The 21456-nt window shown below is 65.5% G+C and carries 16 protein-coding genes and 1 pseudogene; 13 read left to right on the forward strand and 4 right to left on the reverse strand.

The window, feature by feature from the left end:
- Positions 1-44: 44 nt before the first annotated feature.
- Both AC1DEZ_RS11300 and hemN read left to right on the forward strand, forming a co-directional pair.
- Complete coding sequence (locus AC1DEZ_RS11300) at positions 45-989, forward strand: LysR family transcriptional regulator ArgP (RefSeq protein WP_441511423.1); 945 nt, start codon at positions 45-47, stop codon at positions 987-989.
- Between the two features lie 243 nt (positions 990-1232).
- Complete coding sequence (gene hemN, locus AC1DEZ_RS11305; protein ID WP_441511424.1) at positions 1233-2576, forward strand: oxygen-independent coproporphyrinogen III oxidase; 1344 nt, start codon at positions 1233-1235, stop codon at positions 2574-2576.
- Positions 2577-2690: 114 nt separating this feature from the next.
- Here hemN and AC1DEZ_RS11310 read toward each other — a convergent pair whose 3' ends face one another.
- Entirely contained in the window at positions 2691-3950 is a 1260-nt protein-coding gene (locus AC1DEZ_RS11310; protein WP_441511425.1) for an ROK family transcriptional regulator, read from the reverse strand.
- 163 nt (positions 3951-4113) lie between these two features.
- On the opposite strand from AC1DEZ_RS11310, the gene AC1DEZ_RS11315 reads away from it, so the two are divergent.
- The 11 genes from AC1DEZ_RS11315 (at position 4114) to AC1DEZ_RS11365 (ending at position 16319) form a co-directional block, all read left to right on the forward strand.
- Positions 4114-5373: an extracellular solute-binding protein gene (locus tag AC1DEZ_RS11315; protein WP_441511426.1), complete on the forward strand. Its 1260-nt coding sequence runs from the start codon at positions 4114-4116 to the stop codon at positions 5371-5373.
- Between the two features lie 38 nt (positions 5374-5411).
- The gene (locus AC1DEZ_RS11320) at positions 5412-6347 is read left to right on the forward strand and encodes a carbohydrate ABC transporter permease (RefSeq protein ID WP_441511427.1); all 936 of its coding nucleotides are present in this window, start codon (positions 5412-5414) and stop codon (positions 6345-6347) included.
- Positions 6347-7189: a carbohydrate ABC transporter permease gene (locus tag AC1DEZ_RS11325; RefSeq protein WP_441511428.1), complete on the forward strand. Its 843-nt coding sequence runs from the start codon at positions 6347-6349 to the stop codon at positions 7187-7189. The genes AC1DEZ_RS11320 and AC1DEZ_RS11325 overlap by 1 nt, the downstream gene beginning before the upstream one ends.
- Positions 7190-7195: 6 nt before the next feature.
- The gene (gene argH, locus AC1DEZ_RS11330) at positions 7196-8713 is read left to right on the forward strand and encodes an argininosuccinate lyase (RefSeq protein WP_441511429.1); all 1518 of its coding nucleotides are present in this window, start codon (positions 7196-7198) and stop codon (positions 8711-8713) included.
- The gene (locus tag AC1DEZ_RS11335) at positions 8713-9780 is read left to right on the forward strand and encodes an ABC transporter ATP-binding protein (protein ID WP_441511430.1); all 1068 of its coding nucleotides are present in this window, start codon (positions 8713-8715) and stop codon (positions 9778-9780) included. Before argH ends, AC1DEZ_RS11335 begins: the two co-directional genes overlap by 1 nt.
- Complete coding sequence (locus AC1DEZ_RS11340) at positions 9780-10736, forward strand: carbohydrate kinase family protein (protein WP_441511431.1); 957 nt, start codon at positions 9780-9782, stop codon at positions 10734-10736. Before AC1DEZ_RS11335 ends, AC1DEZ_RS11340 begins: the two co-directional genes overlap by 1 nt.
- Before the next feature lie 73 nt (positions 10737-10809).
- A complete protein-coding gene (locus tag AC1DEZ_RS11345) occupies positions 10810-11763 on the forward strand; it encodes an SIS domain-containing protein (protein WP_476779697.1) in 954 nt (317 codons plus the stop codon).
- A gap of 274 nt (positions 11764-12037) precedes the next feature.
- On the forward strand, positions 12038-13045 hold the full coding sequence (locus AC1DEZ_RS11350) for an iron ABC transporter substrate-binding protein (RefSeq protein ID WP_441511433.1): 1008 nt from the start codon (positions 12038-12040) through the stop codon (positions 13043-13045).
- Positions 13046-13100: 55 nt separating this feature from the next.
- Complete coding sequence (locus AC1DEZ_RS11355) at positions 13101-14681, forward strand: ABC transporter permease (protein WP_441511434.1); 1581 nt, start codon at positions 13101-13103, stop codon at positions 14679-14681.
- Positions 14678-15721, forward strand: a complete 1044-nt coding sequence (locus AC1DEZ_RS11360; protein ID WP_441511435.1) for an ABC transporter ATP-binding protein — start codon at positions 14678-14680, stop codon at positions 15719-15721. The genes AC1DEZ_RS11355 and AC1DEZ_RS11360 overlap by 4 nt, the downstream gene beginning before the upstream one ends.
- A 292-nt stretch (positions 15722-16013) precedes the next feature.
- Positions 16014-16319, forward strand: a complete 306-nt coding sequence (locus AC1DEZ_RS11365; protein ID WP_441511436.1) for a hypothetical protein — start codon at positions 16014-16016, stop codon at positions 16317-16319.
- Positions 16320-16546: 227 nt separating this feature from the next.
- Here the strand turns inward: AC1DEZ_RS11365 and AC1DEZ_RS11370 are convergent, their stop codons facing one another.
- The 3 genes and pseudogenes from AC1DEZ_RS11370 to AC1DEZ_RS11380 all read right to left on the reverse strand — a co-directional run bounded on the left by AC1DEZ_RS11370 (position 16547) and on the right by AC1DEZ_RS11380 (position 21382).
- The gene (locus tag AC1DEZ_RS11370) at positions 16547-18094 is read right to left on the reverse strand and encodes a SpoVR family protein (RefSeq protein WP_476779712.1); all 1548 of its coding nucleotides are present in this window, start codon (positions 18092-18094) and stop codon (positions 16547-16549) included.
- Between the two features lie 11 nt (positions 18095-18105).
- Positions 18106-19413 (reverse strand): annotated as a pseudogene (locus tag AC1DEZ_RS11375) (YeaH/YhbH family protein).
- A gap of 19 nt (positions 19414-19432) precedes the next feature.
- Positions 19433-21382 (reverse strand): PrkA family serine protein kinase, encoded by a 1950-nt coding sequence (locus tag AC1DEZ_RS11380; protein ID WP_441511439.1) that lies wholly within the window; start codon positions 21380-21382, stop codon positions 19433-19435.
- Positions 21383-21456: the final 74 nt, after the last annotated feature.

Raw genomic sequence — 21456 nt, forward strand, 5'->3', positions numbered from 1 at the left:
AATGTAGTCTAACTAAATTCTCTTACGACGATTTAGGAAGACTAATGCTCGACTATCAGGCGCTGGCAGCAGTCGCCGCCGTCGCGCGCGAAGGCAGTTTCGAGAAGGCGGCGGCGGCGCTGGGCGTTACGCCGTCGGCCGTCTCCCAGCGCGTAAAAGGACTCGAGGAAAGGCTCGGAGCGATCCTCCTGACGAGAGGCACGCCTTGCCGCCCCACGGAGATCGGCGCCAGGCTGTGTGCCCATGTCGAGCAGGTCCGGCTCATCGAGACCGAAGTCGTCGGCGCTCTGCCCGGGCTGACGGCCGGTCCGGAAACCGGCTCCTATGCGATGCGTGTCGCGGTCAACGCCGACAGCGTCAGCACATGGTTTCCCCGGGCAGCAGCTCAATTTGCGGCTGAAACAGGTGGCTTGCTCGATCTTGTTCTGGACGACGAGGCCCATACTGCCGAGCGGCTTCGCACTGGCGATGTCCTGGCGGCGGTGACGGCGGACCCGGCCCCCGTCGTCGGCTGCAGAATTCATCCGCTCGGCATCGTCGAATACCTGGCCGTGGCCAGTCCGGTATTTGCGAGCAGGCATTTTCCGGCGGGCGTCGATGCATCGAGCTTGCAGCGCGCGCCGATGATGCGCTTCGACCGTCGCGATGAACTGCAGTCTCGATGGGCGCGGGAGGCATGGGGAGCGACGATCTCGCCGCCCATTCACTGGACGCCATCGACCCAGGGCATGCTGGACATGACGCTTGCCGGGCTTGGATGGTCGATGGCCCCTGTGTCTCTCGCGAGCCCGCTGGTTGCCGCCGGCCGCCTCATCGAGCTGCCGCCTCAGAGGCGGATCGAGGTTGCGCTTTACTGGCAGCGCACACGATTGGCGGCCCGGCTGCTCGACCAGCTCACACTGGCGGTCCGAACCGTTGCGGCGCAGGAGCTTGGACCCGCTGACAGAGCCCAAGAGCCCGCTAGAAAATTCACTGAGCCCTCATCCTGAGGAGCCATTCCCTTGGGAATGGCGTCTCGAAGGATGCTCCAGGAGGCTCCTGAACCCTCTCGACTATCCTTCGAGACGCGCCTTACGGCGCTCCTCGGGATGAGGGCTGGAGTTTCCAGACGGTCTCTAACTGACGCGCGCATGGAAGCCGGCTGACACATCGCTGTTTGCCGCATGTCAAAGACGACGATTGGGCCTGACAACTAAACAAGGGCTCAATTGAACGTCGACTGGAGCCGCGCCATGCAGGCCACGCCATATCGAGACGAGCGGCTGCCGCGTTACACCAGCTACCCGACAGCCCCTCACTTCCACGCGGAAGTGGACGGGCCATCCTATGCGAAGTGGCTGAAGACGCTTGCGGCCGGGACGACCACGTCGCTCTACCTGCACGTCCCGTTCTGCCGCTCGATGTGCTGGTATTGCGGTTGCCACACCACGGTGGCGCTGCGCAACGGCCCGATCATCGACTATCTCGCAGCGCTGCGCGGCGAAATCGCTTTGGTGGCCGAGCACCTTTCCTCTCCCGTCGACGTGCGTCACATCCATTTCGGCGGCGGCACCCCGACGATCCTCGAGCCGGCGGATTTCGTCGCGCTGGTCGGATTGCTGCGCCGGCATTTCACCGTCCACCCCGACGCCGAGATCGCGGTGGAGATCGATCCGCGCCGCCTCGAACCGCCCATGGCTGCCGCCTTGGCCGCTGCCGGCGTGAACCGCGCGAGCCTCGGAGTGCAGAGCTTCGACCCTGCCGTGCAGAAGGCGATCAACCGCATCCAGAGCGTCGAGCAGACCGCCGCCGTGGTCGCGGGGCTTCGCGAGGCGGGAATCGGCGCCATCAGCTTCGACCTGATCTACGGCCTGCCGCAGCAGACGCTGCAATCCTGCCTCGACACGGTCGAGCAATGCCTGGCGATGCCGCCCGACCGCTTCTCGATTTTCGGCTACGCCCATGTGCCGGAATTCAAGAAGCGCCAGCGCCGGATCGCCACCGAGGACCTGCCCGGCGGACCTGCGCGGCACGAGCAGGCGGAGGCAATGGCGCGCAGCCTCGCCGCGGCCGGCTATGTCCGCATCGGGCTCGATCATTTCGCCCGGCCGGACGATGCGATGGCCCGGGCGCTGCCGGAAGGCCGGCTCCGCCGCAACTTCCAGGGCTACACAACCGATCCCTGCGAGGCGCTGATCGGCTTCGGGGCATCGGCGATCGGGCACCTGCCGCAGGGCTATGTCCAGAACGAGGTGGTCACCGGCCGCTATGCGGAGCGCATCGCCGAGAGCGTGCTGCCCACAGCCAGGGGCTACCGCTTGAGCGCCGAGGACCGTCTGCGGGCGGAACTGATCGAGCGCGTGATGTGCGATCTCGCAGTGGATATCGACGCGGTCTGCGCGCGGCACCCTGTCGATCCCCAGGTGCTGACCCCTGCGCTGCGCGCCCTCGATCAATTGGCGTCGGAGGGGGTGGTCGACTTCGACGGCAGCCGCGTGCTGCTCCCGGAGAATGCGCGCCTGTTCGTGCGCAAGGTCGCGTCGGTTTTCGATGCCCATGTCGAACAGTCGCCGCGCCGCTACAGCCGGGCCGTCTAGGCGTTCTCCGCCATCGCCATCACGCTATTCGGGGGGGCCCGCCGCGGTCATCGCGCGCATCTGGCTGCCGAGCTTGGCTGCTCTGGGTGCGTGTGCTCGTCGGCATGTCCGCGCTCAGGATGGCGAAGCGCCGTCGGCCGCCGCTGGCTCGCCTTCGTCGGCATTTGTCGGGTTGCGCACCAGCCGCGGCGCCGTCGCGTCAAGGAGCGGCAGCGCTGCCGCGCCGAGCGCTGCGGTGAATTGGCCGGTGGCGCCGCGCTGGACACGCGGGACAGAGCGATCGCCACGCCTCGCCACCGAGAGCGGCAACGGCCCGGCTGCCGCGATCAGTGCATCGATGATGCTGTCCGGCATCGCGCCGCCAAGCACAATGGTCTCCGGATCGAACAGATTCTCCAGCAACCCCAGCACTGGAGCGAGCAACGACCCCGCCTGCGCGATCCAGCCCGTCACGACGGGATGCCCCTCGGCATGGAGGCGCGCGATTCCGTCGGCATCGATCTGGTCGATGCCGGCGCGGCGCAAAGCGTCCCGCAGCGCCGCCGGCGAAACATAGCGTTCCAGGCAGCCCTGGCGGCCGCAGATGCAGGCCTCGCCATGCGGCACCACCGGAATATGGCCGATCTCGCCGGCATTGCCGAAGGCGCCGCGATAGGGCTCGCCGTCGAACATCAACCCAAGGCCGAGACCGAGGCCGAAATAGACCAGGCAGAAATGCCGCAGATTGCGGCCGATCCCGTAGAGATGTTCTCCGACGGCGGCAGCGGTAGCGTCGTTTTCGATGGTGACCGGGGTGCCGAGCGCCGCGCTCATCAGCGCCGTGACATCATGACCGGTCCAACCCGGCAGCGCCGTCGAGCCGACGGTGAGCGTGCCCTCGAAATCGAAGGGGCCGGGCATCACGACCCCGCAGCCGAGCAGTCGCTCCGGCAGCCCTGGCGTCGCCCGCGCCCGCGCCAGCTCCGCCGCAGCAAGTGCCTGCACCGCCTCCACCGCGAGGTCGGGGAGGGGGGCGACGCGCTGCGCCCTGACGTCCCCGGACAGGTCGACCAGCACCGTGGTGATGTGGTCCGCGGCGATTTCCATGCCGGCGGTCAGGCCACCATCGGCATTGATCGCGAACTCGACCGGCGGCTGGCCCCGCGCCGTGCGCCGGCGGCCCAGCTCGATCAGATATCCCTCGTCCAGCAACTCGGCGACGATGTTCGAGACGGTCTGGGCGGTCAGCCGGGTCAAGTGGGCGATGTCCGAGCGGCCGAGCCGGCCATGCTGTCGCAAGGTCTCGAGCACAACGCGGCGGTTGTGGTGGCGCGCCCGCTCGGGGTTGGCGCCGAGGGCGGCACTATGCGCTGGGGAAGGCTTGCGGTGAGGCATCGGGAACCAAGCTTCTTCGTCTGGCCAAGCTGCGACGGCTATTAATTCAATTCAAGTGAATTAATAGGTTGACAGCGATCCGGTGCCGGGAAAAGCATGGCGCCAGACAGCCCAGCCGCCGGAGAGCGGAGCAACCGGGCGTCGTAACCAGAGGGGAGAGGCCATGCGCGGCTTTCGCGGATTGTTCCTGGGCATGTTGATGTCGGTCGGCGCCATCGCCGGCGCCCGCGCCCAGGCGGTCGAGATCGAATATTGGCAGTATGTGTTCGACGCTCGCGTCAAGGCGATGAACGAGCTGATCAAGCGCTTCGAGGCCGCCAATCCGAACATCAAGGTCAAGCACACGACCTTCCCCTATGCCGACTACCAGACCAAGATCGTCGCGGCGGCGCCCGCCGGCCAGGGGCCGGACGTGGTCCAGCTCTTCTACGGTTGGGTCGACAACTTCATCGCCGGCAAGGTCATCCGGCCGCTGCCGCGCGACGCCTTCCCGCCGGAGATGATCGAGAAGGAATTCTATCCGATCGTCTCGGCGATGAAGCGCGATGGCGAGTATTACGGCCTGCCAACGGCGGTGCGCTCGCTGGCGCTGTTCTACAACAAGAAGATTTTCCAGGAGGCGGGTCTCGATCCGGCCAAGCCGCCGAAGACGCTCGACGAATTCCTCGACGTCGCCAAGAAGACCACCAAGCGCGACGGCGCCGGCAACATGCTGCAAGCCGGCGTGACGCTCGACATCCCCGGCCAGGACTATCACTGGTGGCGCGAGGTGCTGCTGCGCCAGATGGGCGGCAAACCCTATTCCGACGACAACAAGACCGTCACCTATGACAGCGAGGCCGGCGCCAAGTCGCTGGCTTGGTATGCCGATCTCCAGCGCGTCCACAAGGTCGGGCTCGCCGGCTTCATGGACGAAGGGCAGGCTGCCTTCCGCGCCGGCCGTGCGGCGATGACGATCGACGGCTCGTTCCGCCTCGGCGCATTCGGGGGCATCAAGAACTTCGAATGGGGCGTCGCAGAGCTGCCGGCCGGCCCGGACGGGACGAAGTCGAACTTCGCCAGCTATTGGGTCAACGCCATCACCACGAAGCCGACCGGCGAGAAGCTCGAGGCTGCCAAGAAGTTCATGGCCTTCGTGACCACGCCTGAATCGATGCAGCTCTGGCTGGAGACGGTCGGCGAGCTGCCGGCGCGCAAGTCAGCCGCCGAGACCGAGAAGAACCTCGCCCATCCCGTTTACGGGCCGTTCCTGAAGGCGCTGAACTATTCGCAGGCGACGGTGTTCGTCGACGAGATGCCGCAGCGCCAGGTGATCCTCGACATGGCCAACCGCGTTCTGCTCCAGGACCAGGAGCCCAAGGCGGCGCTTGCCGAGGCCGCCAAGGCCGAGCAGGCGATCCTCGACCGCTTCTACAAGAAGTGACCGCGGCGGTCTGAGCAGCCCATCGGGACAGGACGCATATGACGATCGACACCGGCGTCGCCCGCTCCGGCGGGCGCCTTTGGCAAGGCCTCAGCCTGCGGCAGAAGCAGGTCGCCTGGGCCTGGACCTTCCTGGCCGTGCCGATCCTGTTCTACGGGCTGGTCCGCTTCTATCCGACGCTCGAGGCCTTCGTGATCTCGACCACGAAGTGGAACCTGATGACGCCGCCGACCTTCGTCGGCCTCGCCAATTTCGAGCGCCTGCTGACCGATCCCGTGTTCTGGAAAGTGTTCGCGAACACCTTCCTCTACCTCGTCATCGGCACGCCGCTGAGCCTGATCCTGTCCTTCGTGATCGCCTATCACCTCGACCGGGTCCGCTTCATGCACGGCTTCATCCGGGCGCTCTACTTCCTGCCCTTCCTCACTACGGCGGCGGCGATGGCCTGGGTCTGGCGCTGGTTCTACCAGCCGGTGCCGATCGGCCTGTTCAACAATTTGCTCGCCGGGCTCGGCATCGCACAGCAGCCGTTCCTGCGCTCCACGACGCAGGCGCTGCCTGCCGTGCTCGCTCCGGCGATCTGGGCGGGGCTGGGCTTCCAGGTCGTGATCTTCCTCGCCGGCCTGCGCGCGATCCCGACCACATATTACGAGGCGGCGCGCATCGACGGGCTTCCCGATTTCGCCATCCTCAGGCGGATCACCCTGCCGCTGCTCAAGCCGACGATCATCTTCCTCGTCGTCTTCTCCTCGATCGGATTCCTGCGGATCTTCGATCAGGTCTACAACATGACGAGCCAGACGAGCAGCGATCCCGGCGGTCCCCTGAACGCCACCAAGCCGCTCGTGCTGATGATCTACCAGACTGCATTTTCCTCGTTCGACATGGGCTATGCCGCCGCCCAGACCGTCGTGCTCTTCCTCGTCCTGCTCTGCGTCTCGCTGCTGCAGCTCCGCCTGCTGAGGGATCGCTGATGAGCGCCATCGCCTCGTCTCCTGCCGGCCGCGCCACGCCGGGTCGCATCCTCGTCTGGCTGCTGCTCTTCGGCGGGGGCCTCATCATGGTGACGCCGCTTGCCTTCATGTTCGCGACCTCGCTGAAGGATTCCTCCGAGATCTACGATCTCGCCTTCTTCCCGGCCCATCCGACGCTCGAGAACTACGTCACGGTTCTCTCTGACGGCCGTTTCCTGCGCTGGTTCGCGAATTCCTTCGGCATCGCGGCCGTCGTGACGCTCTCCAACGTCTTCTTCGACAGCCTTGTCGGCTACACGCTGGCGAAGTTCCGGTTCCGCGGTCGCTATCTCGTCTTCATCGCCATCCTCTCGACCCTGATGATTCCGACGGAGATGCTGGTCATCCCCTGGTACGTCATGGCCAAGAACTTCGGCTGGCTCGACAGCTACTGGGGCATCATGTTCCCGGGGATGATGACCGCCTTCGGCACCTTCCTGATGAAGCAGTTCTTCGAGACGGTGCCCAACGACTTCCTCGAGGCAGCGCGCGTCGACGGCCTCAACGAGTTCGCAATCTTCTGGCGTATCGCCATGCCGCTGGTGACGCCGGCACTCTCGGCGCTCGCGATCTTCACCTTCCTGAGCAACTGGACGGCCTTCATCTGGCCGCTGATCGTGACGACCAGCAAGGAACTCTACACGCTCCCTGTCGGCCTCACGAGCTTCGCCGTCGAGGCGCAGGTGCAGTGGGAGCTGATCATGACGGGGGCGGCGCTTGCGACCCTGCCGACGCTCACCGTCTTCCTGGTGCTGCAGCGCTACATCGTCCGCGGTGTCGTGCTCGCCGGGTTGAAGGGATAAGGTCCGATGAAAGACAACACCGACCCACGCCTGCGCGACAACTCCGTTTTTCCCGACCCGGTCTACAAGGAGACGGTGCTGCGCCCGCTCTTCGACGGGGCGAGGACCCATCACGTCGAGGGCTTCCGCGCCATCGACCGCGCACATCTCCTCATGCTGGCCGAGACAGGCATTCTCCCCTGTGAGGCGGCTGCGGAGATCGCCCGAGCCCTCATTGCGATCGAGCAGGAAATCGATCCCGCGACTCTCAGCTACACCGGCGAGGTCGAGGATTATTTCTTCCTGGTCGAGGCCGAGCTGCGCAAGCGCCTGAAACCGGAGGATGACGGCCGGCTGCACACCGGCCGGTCCCGCAACGACATTGACCACACCTTGTTCAAGCTGGCGCTGAAGCCACGGCTCGACCGGCTAAGCCAACGTCTGCGCGCCGTCATTGCCGCTGCGCTGACGCTGGCCGAGCGCGAAAAGGCGACGCTGATCGTCGCCTATACCCACGGTCAGCCGGCCCAGCCCTCGACGCTGGGACACTATCTCGCCGCCGCCATCGAGGTGATGCTGCGCGACCATCAGCGGCTGATGCAGGCGCGCGAACTCCTCGATCGCTGCCCGATGGGTGCCGCAGCGATCACCACATCCGGCTTCCCGCTCGATCGTCACCGTGTCGCGCATCTGCTCGGCTTCAAGGCGCCGCTGCAGAACTCCTATGGCTGCATTGCCGCGGTCGATTACGTGACCAGCGTCTTCAGCGCGGTCGAACTCGTCTTTCTGCATCTCGGTCGCGTGATCCAGGACCTGCAGTTCTGGACCGCCTTCGAGGTCGGGCAGATCTATGTTCCCAATGCCTTCGTGCAGATCTCCTCGATCATGCCGCAGAAGCGCAATCCGGTGCCGATCGAGCATCTGCGCCACCTCTCCTCGCAGACGATGAGCCGCGCCCGCATGGCCCGCGACATCGTCCACAACACGCCCTTCACCGACATGAACGACAGCGAGGGCGAGACCCAGGAAGCGGGCTATCAGGCCTTCGAGACGGGTGAGCGCGTGCTTGATCTGCTCGCCGCGCTGCTGCCGACGCTTACGGTCGACAGCCGCCGTGTCGCCGAGACGATCCGCCGGTCCTGCATCACGATCACCGAGCTTGCCGACACGCTGGTGCGCCGTGAGGGGGTGCCGTTCCGCGTCGCGCACGAGATCGCCTCGGCGGTCGCGCGCGCCGTGGTCGCGAAGGATGGCGACCTGCAGCGGGATGGCTACGAGGCCTTTGCGAATGCCTTCCGCCATGCCGCCGGTCGCGAGCCTGCGCTGAGCCGCGAGGATTTCGCGCTCGCCGTCTCGCCGGAGAACTTCGTCGCCCTGCGCGAGCGTTTCGGCGGGCCGGGCCCGAAGGCCTTGGGCGCAGCGCTGGCCGGCTATCGCACCGGGCTTGCTGCAGCCGAGGACGCCGCCACCGCGATGGCGCAGCGCGAGGAGGCCGCGCGGCAGGAATTGAACGGCGCATTCGCCGCCTTGGCAGGAGCCGTCTGATGGCCGGGATTGCGATCGAGAAGCTGGTCAAGCGCTATGGCCCGACGCAGGTCGTGCACGGCATCGACCTCGACATCCGCGATGGCGAGTTCGTCGTCTTCGTCGGCCCCTCCGGCTGCGGCAAGTCGACGACGCTGCGCATGATCGCCGGTCTCGAAGAGATCGACGGCGGTTCCATCGCGATCGGGGGGCGCGTCGTCAACCAGCTGGAGCCCAAGCAGCGGAACATCGCCATGGTGTTCCAGAACTATGCGATCTACCCGCATATGAGCGTGGCCGAGAACATTGCCTTCGGCCTCTACACCTCCGGGCTCGACAAGGCGCAGAAGCGCAAGCGCGTCGAGGAGGTCGGCGAAGTGCTCGGCCTGACCGCGTTGCTGGAACGCCGGCCTTCGGCCCTGTCCGGCGGCCAGCGTCAGCGCGTCGCGATCGGGCGCGCCATGGTGCGCGATCCGGCCGTCTTCCTGTTCGACGAGCCGCTCTCCAATCTCGACGCACAGCTGCGCGGGCAGATGCGGCTCGAGATCAAGCGGCTGCATCAGCGGCTTGGCACCACCATCGTCTTCGTCACCCACGACCAGGTCGAGGCGATGACGCTGGCCGACCGGATCGTGGTGATGCGCGACGGGCGCATCCTGCAGGTCGGTGCGCCGATGGAACTTTACGAGAAGCCGGCGGATGTCTTCACGGCCCGTTTCATCGGCTCGCCGACGATGAACATCGTGCCGGCGAAAGCGACCTCCGAAGCCGGTCGGAGCATCCTCCAGCTCGGCGAGGCCCCGCTCTCCTGGTCCGGCCCGCTTCCGGCCGACCTGCTGGTCGGCGTCCGCCCGCAGGAGTTGCGCGTGCTGGAGCCGGGCGAGGGCGCTGACCTCGTTCTCTGCGGGCCGGTCGCAGTGGTCGAGCCGCTCGGGCCAGAGACCTTCGTGCATGTCGAGGCCGAGGGCGGCCTCCTGCTTGCCTCGGCGCCGGCCAAGCGGCCGCCTGCCATCGGCGCCGCAGTCAGGCTCGGCGCACCGGCATCGGCGCTGCGTCTGTTCGACGCCAAAAGCGAGCAGGCCCTGTGATGGCCGATCGACCACAGTCGGACGGTCTGGTGCTGAGCATTGGCCGGCTCTATTGCGATCTCGTTTTCCGGGGATTGGCGGCCATGCCGCGGCTTGGCGAGGAGCGTTTCGCCGACGAGGTCGCCGTCGTGCCCGGTGGCGGCGGCTTCATTACCGCTGCGCATCTGATCGGGCTCGGCCGGGCGGCCGGCCTGCTCGCGCGCCTCGGCGAGGACCCGATCTCGCAGGCGCTGCGGCCCGCACTGGAAGACAGCGGCGTCGATCTCGCCTTTCTCGAATGTGCGGCCGATGCCGGTCCGCAGCTCACCGTCGCGATGATCAAGGATGGCGAGCGCGCCTTTCTCTCGCGCCGTGCCGGCCCGGCACGCCCGGCGACACTGGAGGCAGCACTCGCCGATACCCGTGCCTGCCATCTCCACATCGCCGAATTCGCGACGCTGGCCGAGATTCCCGATCTGACGAGCGAAGCCCGCCGGCACAACCTCACGGTCTCGCTCGATCCGAGCTGGGACGACGCGCTCATCCGCTGGCCCGATCTCATCGCGCGATGCAGCGGCATCGATATCTTCCTGCCCAACGCCGCCGAAGCCTGCGTGATCGCCGGCTGCGACGATCTCGACCTCGCGGGGCAGCGCCTCGCCGAGCACTTCGCCTTGGTGGCGATCAAGGATGGCGGCGCCGGTGCCCGGCTCTACCACGGCGGCGAGCAGATCATCCTGCCCGCTGCGCCTTGCCGTGAGGTGCTCGATACCACCGGCGCCGGCGACGCCTTCAATGCCGGCTTCCTTGCAGCCTGGCTTGCGGGAAGCTCGCCCGCGCGTGCGCTCGCCGAGGGCATCGTCAGCGGCACGCTTTCGGTGCAGAGTGTCGGGGGGGCAGGCAGCAGGCTCGACCCGCGGCAGGTGGGTCACCTCGCCGACCAACTGCTCGAAACACCTTTGCGCCGTCATGGTTGAAGCACTGCTTACCCTGGAAGCGGCCGAGTCCGCAGCGGTCGCGCTCCGCCAACGGGCGGAGAACGCGGCCATCATGGTCGATCTGGCCGAGCGCCTGCGCATCAAGCGGCCGGCCTTCGTCACGACCTGCGCGCGCGGCTCGTCGGACCATGCCGCAACCTACGGCAAATATCTGATCGAGCTGGCTCTCGGTCTGCCGGTCGCCTCGCTCGGACCCAGCCTCGCTTCGGTCTATGGCGGCGAGCTCGACCTCTCCCGAGCCTTGTTCATCGCCGTGTCGCAGTCGGGCCGCAGCCCCGACGCCCTGCGCCTGACCGAAGCCGCAAAACGCGCCGACGCGCTCGTGGTCGGCTTCGTCAATGACGAGGCCTCGCCGCTCGCCGGGATGGTGGACGTGCTCGTGCCGTTGCGGGCCGGGCCGGAGCACAGCGTCGCAGCGACCAAGAGCTTTCTCGCCACCTGTCTCGCCTTCCTGCATCTCACGGCTGAATGGACACGGGACGATGCCCTGTCCGCCGCGCTGGCGCAGGCGCCCGAAGCGCTCGGCGCTGCCGGGCACTGCGACTGGGGACCGGCTCTCTCGACCTGGCGCGAGGCGCGTAGCCTCTATGTGATCGGGCGAGGCCTGAGCTTCGGCATCGCGCAGGAGATCGCGCTCAAGTTCAAGGAGACTTGCCGGATCCACGCGGAGGCCTTCAGCGCCGCCGAGGTGCGGCACGGCCCGCTGGCTCTGGTCGAGCCGGGCTTCCCGGCGCTGGCTCTGGACCCCGGCGACGAAGGTAGCGCGAGCGTCGCCGCCGCCGCATCTGCCCTGGCGCAGCTCGGCGCGGACCTGCGCTATGCCGGTGCGAGCGAGGAGAGGGGCGACAAGAGCCTGCCCCTGCCGCTGCCGCCTGCGCTGCCCGCTCCGTTGCTACCCTTGGCACAGGTTCGCGCGTTTTACGGTGCGGTCGCAACGCTGGCGAAAAGCCGCGGCCTCGATCCCGATCGGCCGCCCCATTTGGCCAAGGTAACGCGGACGGTGTGAGCGGGCGTCGTCGGCGGTCCGGCGCGGCCGAACAGCTTGTCCGCGACAATCGCGACGCTGAGCGTGCCGGGGTCGAGGCATCCCGCGAGACATAGCCGGCTCGTCGAAGATCTTGCCGGGGAGGGCGGTGAAACGAACCCCGAAAGTAGTGCCTGTCGGCGGATTCGTATTGTTTCGAAAGATTATAAACTAGACAATAATAATTGACAGCTTTGACGCTTGGGAATCTAACGCCGGCCCAGTTCACGAACTGCGTTGGCAGGAGAAGGTCACCATGGCGTCGTACTCGTCCCTTGCTCTCCGTATCGGCGTTCTCGCCGTCACCCTCGCCGCGGCGAACGCGGTTCGGGCTCAGGACGGAATCACGGTCTACAACGCCCAGCATGCCAGCCTGACGCAGGCCTGGGCCGACGGCTTCACCAAGGAGACCGGCATCAAGGTGACGATCCGCAAGGGGTCGGATACCGAACTCGCGAACCAGATCGTCCAGGAGGGCGCGTCCTCTCCAGCGGACGTCTTCGTCACCGAGAATTCCCCGGCCATGGTGCTGGTCGAGAAGGCCGGGTTGTTCGAGACGCTGCCCAAGGACGTTCTCGATCAGGTTCCGGCGCAGTTTCGTCCGGCGAGCGGGCGCTGGACGGGCGTTGCCGCGCGCAGCACCGTCTTCGTCTACGACAAGCGCAAGCTGAAGGAAGCCGACCTGCCGAAGTCGATGCTGGACCTCGCCGACGCCAAGTGGAAGGGCCGCTGGGCCGCCTCGCCGTCGGGCGCCGACTTCCAGGCGATCGTCGGCGCGCTCCTCGTTCTCAAGGGCGAGAAGGCCACGGGCGACTGGCTCAAGGCGATGAAGGACAACTCCAGCGCCTACCGCGGCAACAGCGTCGCCATGAAGGCGGTCAATGCCGGCGAGGTCGAGGGCGCGCTGATCTACCATTATTATTACTTCGGCGATCAGGCGAAGACGGGCGAAAACAGTGGCAATGTCGGGCTGCACTATTTCCGCGGCCAGGACCCCGGCGCCTTCCTGAGCACTTCGGGCGCGGGCGTGCTCGAATCCAGCAAGCACAAGAAGGAGGCGGAGGCCTTCGTGAAGTGGATGACCGGCAAGCACGGCCAGGCCGTGCTGCGCGAGGGCGATTCCTTCGAATACGCCATCGGCAATGGCGAGGCTTCGAACCCGAAGCTGGAGCCGATCGCCAAGCTCGACGCACCGAAGGTCGAGCCCTCGCAGCTCGACAGCAAGAAGGTCACCGAGTTGATGACCGCCGCCGGCCTGCTCTGACCCGGTTGCGTCGATCGAATGCGCGTGCGAGATGCCCTCGCACGCGCATTGTCCCATGACCGTTTCTCTGTCCGTCGATACGCCGGCTCTGCCGGTTTTGCCGCTCAGACGGCAACGCAATCTCGCTGGCCGGGCAATGCTGCTGCTCGCCGGGGGCGTCTCCGTCTGCGCCCTGCTGCCGTTGGGATTCATCGTCTGGATTGCGATCGAAACCGGCTGGCAGACGGCCTTCTCGCTGATCTGGCGGCCGCGCGTCGGCGAACTGCTCGTCAACACGCTGCTGCTGGAACTGTGCACGCTGCCGCCCGCGATCCTGCTGGCGGTGGCGCTGGCCTGGCTCACCGAGCGCAGCGACATGCCCGGCGCGAAATTCCTTTCCTGGCTCGCGGTCGCACCGCTCGCAGTGCCAGCCTTCGTCCAGTCCTACGCCTGGGTCAGCCTCCTGCCGCGCTTCCACGGGCTTGCGGCGGCGGTGCTGGTTTCGGTCCTCGCCTATCTACCATTCCTTTATCTGCCCGTGGCCGCGCAGATTCGCCGGCTCGACCCTGAACTCGAGCATGTCGCGGCCTCGCTCGGGCAGTCTCCGCCGCGCGTGCTCCTGCGGGTGGTTCTGCCGCAGCTGCGGCTGGCGATCTGTGGCGGCAGCCTGCTGGTCGGGCTGCATCTGCTCGCGGAATACGGGCTCTACGCCATGATCCGCTTCGACACCTTCACCACCGCGATCATCGACCAGTTCCAGTCGAGCTATAACGGCCCGGCGGCGAACATGCTCGCGGGCGTGCTGGTGCTGAGCTGCTGCGGCCTCATCGGGCTCGAATGGCTGCTGCGCGGCGGCGCACGCTACGCCCGGCTCGGCTCCGGCGCCCCGCGCCCGGCGCCGCGCCAGCGGCTGGGGCGCTGGCGGCTGCCGGCCCTGGCGCTGCCGCTTGCCTTCGCCGCCCTCAGTCTCGGCGTGCCCATCCTGACACTCACGCGCTGGCTCATGGCCGCGGGCGAGGATGTCTGGCGGCAGAACGCGCTGGCCGCATCCCTTGCCGAGACGCTGGGCTATGCCGCTGCCGGCGCCTGCGTCGCGGCGGCGGCAGCGCTGCCGATGGCTTGGCTGTCGGTGCGCGCGCCCGGCCGGGTCACCCGCTTCCTGGAGAGCTGCCACAGTTATCTGGGCGCGCTGCCGGGCGTCGTGGTAGCGCTGGCCCTCGTCACCGTGACCGTGCGCATCGCCTTGCCGCTCTACCAGACCGTCGCGACCGTGGTCTTCGCTTATGTCCTGATGTTCCTGCCGCGCGCGTTGGTCGGGCTGCGTGCAGGCATCGCGCAGGTTCCGGTCGAACTGGAGCGCGCCGCGGCGGCGCTCGGCCGCAACCCGGCCCACGCGCTTCTGACGGTGACGCTGCCGCTCGCGGCGCCCGGCGTCGCCGCTGCGATGGCGCTGGTCGCGATGGGCGTGGCGACCGAGCTGACCGCGACATTGCTGCTTGCTCCCAACGGCACCCGGACGCTGGCGACCGAGTTCTGGGCGCTCACCAGCGAGCTCGACTATGCGAATGCTGCGCCCTATGCCGTGCTGATGATCCTTCTCTCGTTGCCGATGACCGCGCTGCTGCACGCTCAGGCACGCAAATCCCTCGGCGCATGACCCAGCTCGTCATCTCGGATGTCTCGAAGCGCTATGGCGCCATCGCGGCGCTGGATCGCGTATCCCTTGCCGTCGAGGCGGGCCGCCGCGTCGCCATCGTCGGCCCTTCCGGGTCGGGAAAGACGACGCTGCTGCGCGTCATCGCCGGCTTCGAAGCGCCCGATGCGGGAACGGTGGTGCTCGACGGGCAGGTGCTGGCCGACGGGCCGGCGATCGCCCCCGCGCATCGGCGCCGGATCGGTTATGTCGCCCAGGACGGGGCCTTGTTCCCGCATCTCGACGTGGCCGGCAATGTGGGCTTCGGCATCCCGCGAAACGAGCCTGACCGGGCGGCCCGCTTGCGCGAGCTGATGGAGCTGGTCGAGCTTGATCCAGCGATGCTGGAGCGCCGGCCGCACGAACTCTCGGGAGGGCAGCAGCAGCGCGTTGCGCTTGCCCGCGCACTGGCCCGGAAGCCGGCGCTGATGCTGCTCGACGAGCCGTTCTCGGCGCTCGATACCGGGCTGCGCGAGAGTGTTCGGCAAGCTGTTGCGCGCGTGCTGGCCAAGGCTGGCATCACCACAATCCTTGTCACCCACGATCAGGGCGAGGCGCTGTCCTTTGCCGATCAACTCGCGGTGATGCGGGAGGGCCGGTTGGTGCAAACGGGACGACCAGCCGAGCTTTACTGGCGGCCGGCGGATGTCGAAACAGCCCTGTTCCTTGGTAATGCCGTCCTGTTCGAGGCCGAAATCGCGGAGGGGAGTGTCTCCTGCGGGCTGGGCGAGTTCGAAGCCGAGACCGGCGGCCGCCGCGGGGCAGGCACGATCATGCTCCGGCCGGAGCAGTTCCTGCTGTCGCCAGTCGGTCCAGGTCACGAAGCCTTCATCGAGAACGTCGCATTCCGGGGCGCACAATGCACTGTGACGCTGCGGACGAACCACGGCGGAGGGGGCATCCGTTTCACTGCGCAGGTTTCGAGCATGGACCGGCCGCAGATTGGACAGACCGTTTTCGTGTCGGTGAAGGGCGAGCCGTTCCTGCTGCCCGGTTCCCGATAGACGCCGAACCGCGGCCCACCGTTTGGCATTCGATCGGCCGGTGTATGGCTGCTCCTTGATCGCCCACGCGAAGAGGAACCGCCGCCCGAGACCTCCTTCCAGCGTGCGCCTTCATGCGCGCTTCATTCGGCGTTTTCGCTTCCCTAAGCGCGTGCTGCCGCCAGCCGTCCTTTTCTGAGGGAACGCCGAGCCGGAGTGGCTGCTTGGAAGATGAACGTACGCGAACAATCCCGTTCAGGCCGCGTTCCACAACCGACTGCTCTACTTGGCTGGAGCAAAAAGGGAGATTCCCATGCGTCGGTTAGCAATCACAGCATTTGTTGGCTTCGGTATTGCCGCTTCGTTGACGTCGGTGCATGCCGGCGAGGCACTGCCCAGAGACGTTGCTCGGCGCCTCGACAAGCAGGCGGCCGAATTCACGATGAGCGAAGCCAAGCGCGAGCGCCTGATGATCATTCAGGAGAATATGGGGCGCCAGCGCTACTATGAACGCCGTCACGGCTATGGTGGCGGATACGGCTACGGACGCCGATATGGCGGTCCGCCGCCCTGGGCGCCGGCATATGGCTATCGCCGCGACTACGATGACCGTTGGTGATCGGGCGCGGGGACAGCAATGACGGACGCCTGCGATAGGTTGGCTGGGCTTCTCTCCGTTTCGCGGGATCAAGACACCAGGCGCCGCTCTGCAGCCCATTCCGCCGAACCGGGTGCCCGGTTAATGTCCGTTTTCGAGGTTCAGGTGAAAGGTGGCCGCGAATTGCCGGCCATCCGGCGCCGGCGCGCCTGAAAAACGCAGTTCAGGGGCCGGTCCTCTCGGAGGCGTTACGCTAGCTGACGGCTGGACCGTTCGTAGATCCTGGCTCCCGTCTGCGCATCCACGCCCTCCAGAACGACGTCATAGCCCCAGAGCTGGTGGATACGGCGCAGCGTCGCATCGCAGCTCGCGCTTTCCAGCAGAATGCCGCCATTGACTCGGTGTTGCAGGCGCAGATGCCTCTGGCCGAGCAGATCCACATCCACGACCTGGATATCCGAATAGCTCGTTCCGATGTCGTATTTCTGGGCGAGAGCGGCGCGTATCCGTTCGTAGCCGCGTTCGTTATGGATCGACGCTACGGTGTAGAAGCGCTCATCGGCCGCGTCAGACAGCACGAACATCCGCCATTTTCGGATCAGAGCCGGACTCAGATACTGGCGCATGAAGGATTCGTCGCGGTGATTGGCCCAGGCGTCGAGCAGGATTGCGCGCCAATCGCCTTTGCCCGCGATTTCGGGAAACCAGTCACGATCCTCAGCAGTGGGCTCGGTGGCGATGCGTTGGATGTCCTGCATCATGTCCAGGCCGAGCGCATAAGGATTGATGCCGGAAAAGCGGGGATCGTCGAAGGCAGGCTGGAAGATGACATTCGAGTGGTTCCGCAGGATTTCCAGCATGGCGCCTTCGCTGATCCGGCCCTGGTCGAACAACGCATTCATGACCGTATAGTGCACGAAGGTCGCGCAGCCTTCGTTCATCACCTGCGTCTGCCGCTGGGGGTAGAAGTACTGCGCGATGACGCGGACGATTCTGAGGATCTCGCGCTGCCAGGGCTCGAGGATCAGGCTGTTCTTTTCGAGGAAATAGAGGAGGTTCTCTTCCGGGAGATTGAGCGCCTTCTTCCGCTCGGCGACGCTGGCTTCCGCCTCGTCGGCCTTGCTGCCATCGGCCGGGCGCGGGACGGTGCGCCAGAGATCGTTATAGGAGCGCTCTTCGTACTCCAGCCGCTCGCGCAGTCCTTCGCGCTGCTTGTCGGATGAGAGCTTGGGAGGGCGGCGATAGCGAAACACGCCCTGGTCCATCAGCGCGTGCGCAGCATCCAGAATCGCTTCCACCGCCGCGACGCCGTGTCTTTCCTCGCAGCGGGCGATGAAGCCCTTGGCGAAATCGAGATAGCCCAGGATGGCGCTGGCATCCGTCCATTGCTGGAACAGATAGTTGTTCTTGAAAAAGTGGTTGTGGCCCAATGCCGCGTGAGCGGTCACCAGGGCCTGCAAGGCCATGGTGTTCTCTTCCATCAGATAGACGATGCAGGGATTGGAGTTGATCACCAGCTCATAGGCGAGGCCGCGCCCGCCCTTGCGATAGAGCAGTTCGTGATGGAGGAAATGCTTGCCGAAGGACCAGTGGCGATACATCAGCGGCATGCCGATGGAAGAGTAGGCATCGAGCATCTGCTCGGAAGAAATGACTTCCATCTGAACCGGATAGATATCGAGATGGAGTTCTTCCTTCGCGACGGCCTCGATGACGTCGTAAGCATGCGAGAGGGTCTGGAAGTTCCAGTCGGAGCCGGAAAACAGCAAGTCGGATCTGTGCGCGTACCTGGGCATCGGCGCTCCTTTCAGTCGCGCTGCAGTGCCGGTTGCTTCGTGAAGAGCTGGCGAAAGACCGGGTAGATGTCGGCCGCCTTGGCGATGCGGCTCATGTCGAAGTTCGGCCATCTGTCCCTGACCGTCCGATAAGCACGCCAGAGCGATGTCCCGTTGTCCGTGGAGCCGAATATCTCGCTCTCGCGCTCGTCGATGATCTCGACATAGGCGAAATACTGACACAGGCGCATGATCTCGCCGTCCATCAGGCTGAGGCAGCGATCGGAATCCGTCGCGAGGTTGTCGCCGTCCGACGCCTGGGCGGCTTAGATGTTCCATTCCCGGCTGGGATAGCGCTGCGTGATGATGCGCTGCATCTCCTCCAGCGCAGTCGAGACGACGGTGCCGCCGCTCTGCGTGCTGTAGAAGAAGGTCTCCTCATCCACCTCCTTGGCCTCATGGGTATGGCGGATGAAGACGATGTCGGTGCGGTCGTAGCGGCGCTTCAGGAACAGATGCAGCAGGACGAAGAAGCGCTTGGCGAGGTCCTTTTCGCGTTCGCCCATGGAGCCGGAGACGTCCATGAGGCAGAACATCACCGCCTTCGCGTTCGGAAGGGGCTGCGGGTCAAAACGGTTGAAGCGGATATCGACCGGGTCGACGAAGGCGATAACGCGACGACGGCGTTCCAGCCGGTCGAGTTCCTCGCGCAAGGCGGCGATACGCTGGCGGGTCTCGGGATCGGTCCGGCCGGAATCGAGGCTGGCCAGCTCGCGCAGGATCGCCTCGAGCTCCTCGCGTTTGGGTCGCCGGAGCGCAATCCGGCGGCCGTGACTGTTCCGCATGGTGCGCGCGACGCTGATGTTGGTCGGCGACCCGCTCACCGAAAAGCCGGCCCGTCGCGGCTTGAAGGCGAGAATTTCCTGGAGATTGAGCTTGACCATGTCGGGAAGCTCGAGATCCTCGAAGAACAGGTCGAGCACCTCCTCGCGCGACAGAACGAAACGAAAATCATCCTCGGATGACTGCGAGCCCGGTGCCGATCCGGCTCCGCCGCCTTGGCCCGGCTTCGGCATCCGGTCGCCCGCGGAGAAATGCTTGTTGCCAGGCAGGACGTACTGGCGATGTCCGCTATCCTTCGCAACGCGGAAGTTCGGCTCGCTCGTCTCGTTCGCCGGCACCGAGACGACATGCTCACCATCCGCGTCGGCGATCTTCCCGGCTCGGATCTGTTCCTGGATGTTTCGCTTCAGCTCCGTGCGCACGCGGCGCAGGAAGCGCTGGCGATTGCCAAGGCTTTTGTCCTTCGGGTTCAATCGACGGTCGATGAAGATGGGCATGGGACCGCTCGGGCCGACGTTAACCCGCCTTGTTCACGCGCATGTACCAATCCACGAGGCGCCGGACCTGGCGCTCGGTATAGCCCCGCTCCACCATGCGCTCGACGAAACCCAGGTGCCGCTTCTCAGTCACGCTGTCCTGCTTCGAGCCGAAACTGATGACGGGCAGCAGGTCCTCGACCTGTCCGAACATCCGCTTCTCGATGACTTCGCGCAGCTTTTCGTAGCTGGTCCATGACGGGTTGCGGCCGTTGTTGCGGGCCCGCGCACGCAGCGTGAACTTCACGACCTCGTTACGGAAATCCTTGGGATTGGCGATGCCGGCCGGCTTCTCGATCTGGGACAGTTCATTGTCCAGAACCTGCCGGTTGAGGATCTGGCCGGTATCGGGGTCCTTGTAATCCTGATCTTCCACCCATGCATCGGCATAGGCGATGTAGCGGTCGAACAGGTTCTGCCCGTACTCCCCGTAGGATTCGAGATAGGCCTTCTGGATCTCGTGGCCGATGAATTCGGCGTAGCGCGTCGCGAGTTCCGACTTGATGAAGTCGAGATAGGCCGCTTCCGTTTCCTTGGGGAACTGCTCGCGCTTGATGGCTCCCTCCAGGATGTACATCAGGTGCACGGGATCGGCAGCGAGCTCCTGCGTGTCGTAGTTGAATGTCTGCGAAAGGATCTTGAAGGCGAAGCGCGTGCTCACGCCGGTCATGCCTTCGTCGACTCCGGCGGCGTCGCGGTATTCCTGGATCGCCTTCGCCTTCGGCTCCAGCTCCTTGAGGTTCTCGCCGTCATAGACGCGCATCTTGGTATAGAGGGGCGAATTCTCGAATTCGGTCAGCCGTGTCGAGACCGAGAAGCGGCTGAGAATATCGAGCACTTCGGGTGCGCAGGGGCTGTCGGCAAGCTCGCTTTCGCGCAGCAGCTTCTCGTAGATCTCCCGCTCTTCGGTGACGCGCAGGCAATAGGGTACCTTGACCACCATAATGCGGTCGAGGAAGGCCTCGTTGTTCTTGTTGCTCTTGAACTGCAGCCATTCGGACTCGTTGGAGTGAGCCAGCACGATGCCCTGATAGGGGAATGCGCCGAAGTTCTCGGTGCCGTTGTAGCTGCCCTCCTGGGTCGCGGTGAGCAGGGGATGCAAAACCTTGATCGGTGCCTTGAACATCTCGACGAATTCGAGCAGGCCCTGCGTCGTACGGTTCAGCCCGCCGCTATAGGAATAGGCGTCCGGGTCCGACTGGCTGAAATTTTCGAGCTGGCGGATATCCACCTTGCCGACCAGTGTCGAGACATCCTGGTTGTTCTCGTCCCCCGGCTCGGTCTTGGCGATGCCGATCTGGCGCAGCCGCGACGGCATCAGCCTGACCACGCTGAACTTGGAGATGTCGCCGGATAATTCGTCCAGTCGCTTCGCTGCCCAGGGCGAAATGAGGCCGTTCAGCCTGCGCCGCGCGATGCCGTATTTGTCCTCGAAGAGGCCGCCCATGCGCTCCGGATGGAACAGGCCCAGCGGCGATTCGAAAACAGGGCTGATCTTGCCGCCCACCTTGAGCGTGTAGAACGGCCGCTCCTCCATGAGCTTCTTCAGCCGCTCTGCCAGCGAGGACTTCCCGCCGCCGACGGGCCCGAGCAGGTAGAGGATCTGCTTGCGCTCCTCCAGCCCTTGCGAAGCATAGCGGAAATAACCCGCGATCCGCTCGATCGTATCCTCCATGCCGTAGAAATCGGCGAAGGAAGGATAGATCTTGATGGTCCGATTGGCGAAAATCCGACCAAGCCGCTCATCCTTGCTGGTATCGAGAAGTTTCGGTGCGCCGATCGCATCGACCATCCGCTCGGCCGCGGACGCGTACATCGACTTATCTTCGCGACATGCCAGCAGGTATTCCTGCAGGCTCATCTCCTCCTGTGAGTAGCTCCGGTAATCCTCGGAGAATAAGCGGAATACCTCGCTGTCTCTCTCGATCATGGCAGCCATCCACCGATTGGTGGTCTCCTCGACGACGGCCCTCAACATCCAACAGATGATAGTCGTGCAAGTTC

Source organism: Allobosea sp. 10L422 (assembly GCF_056395345.1).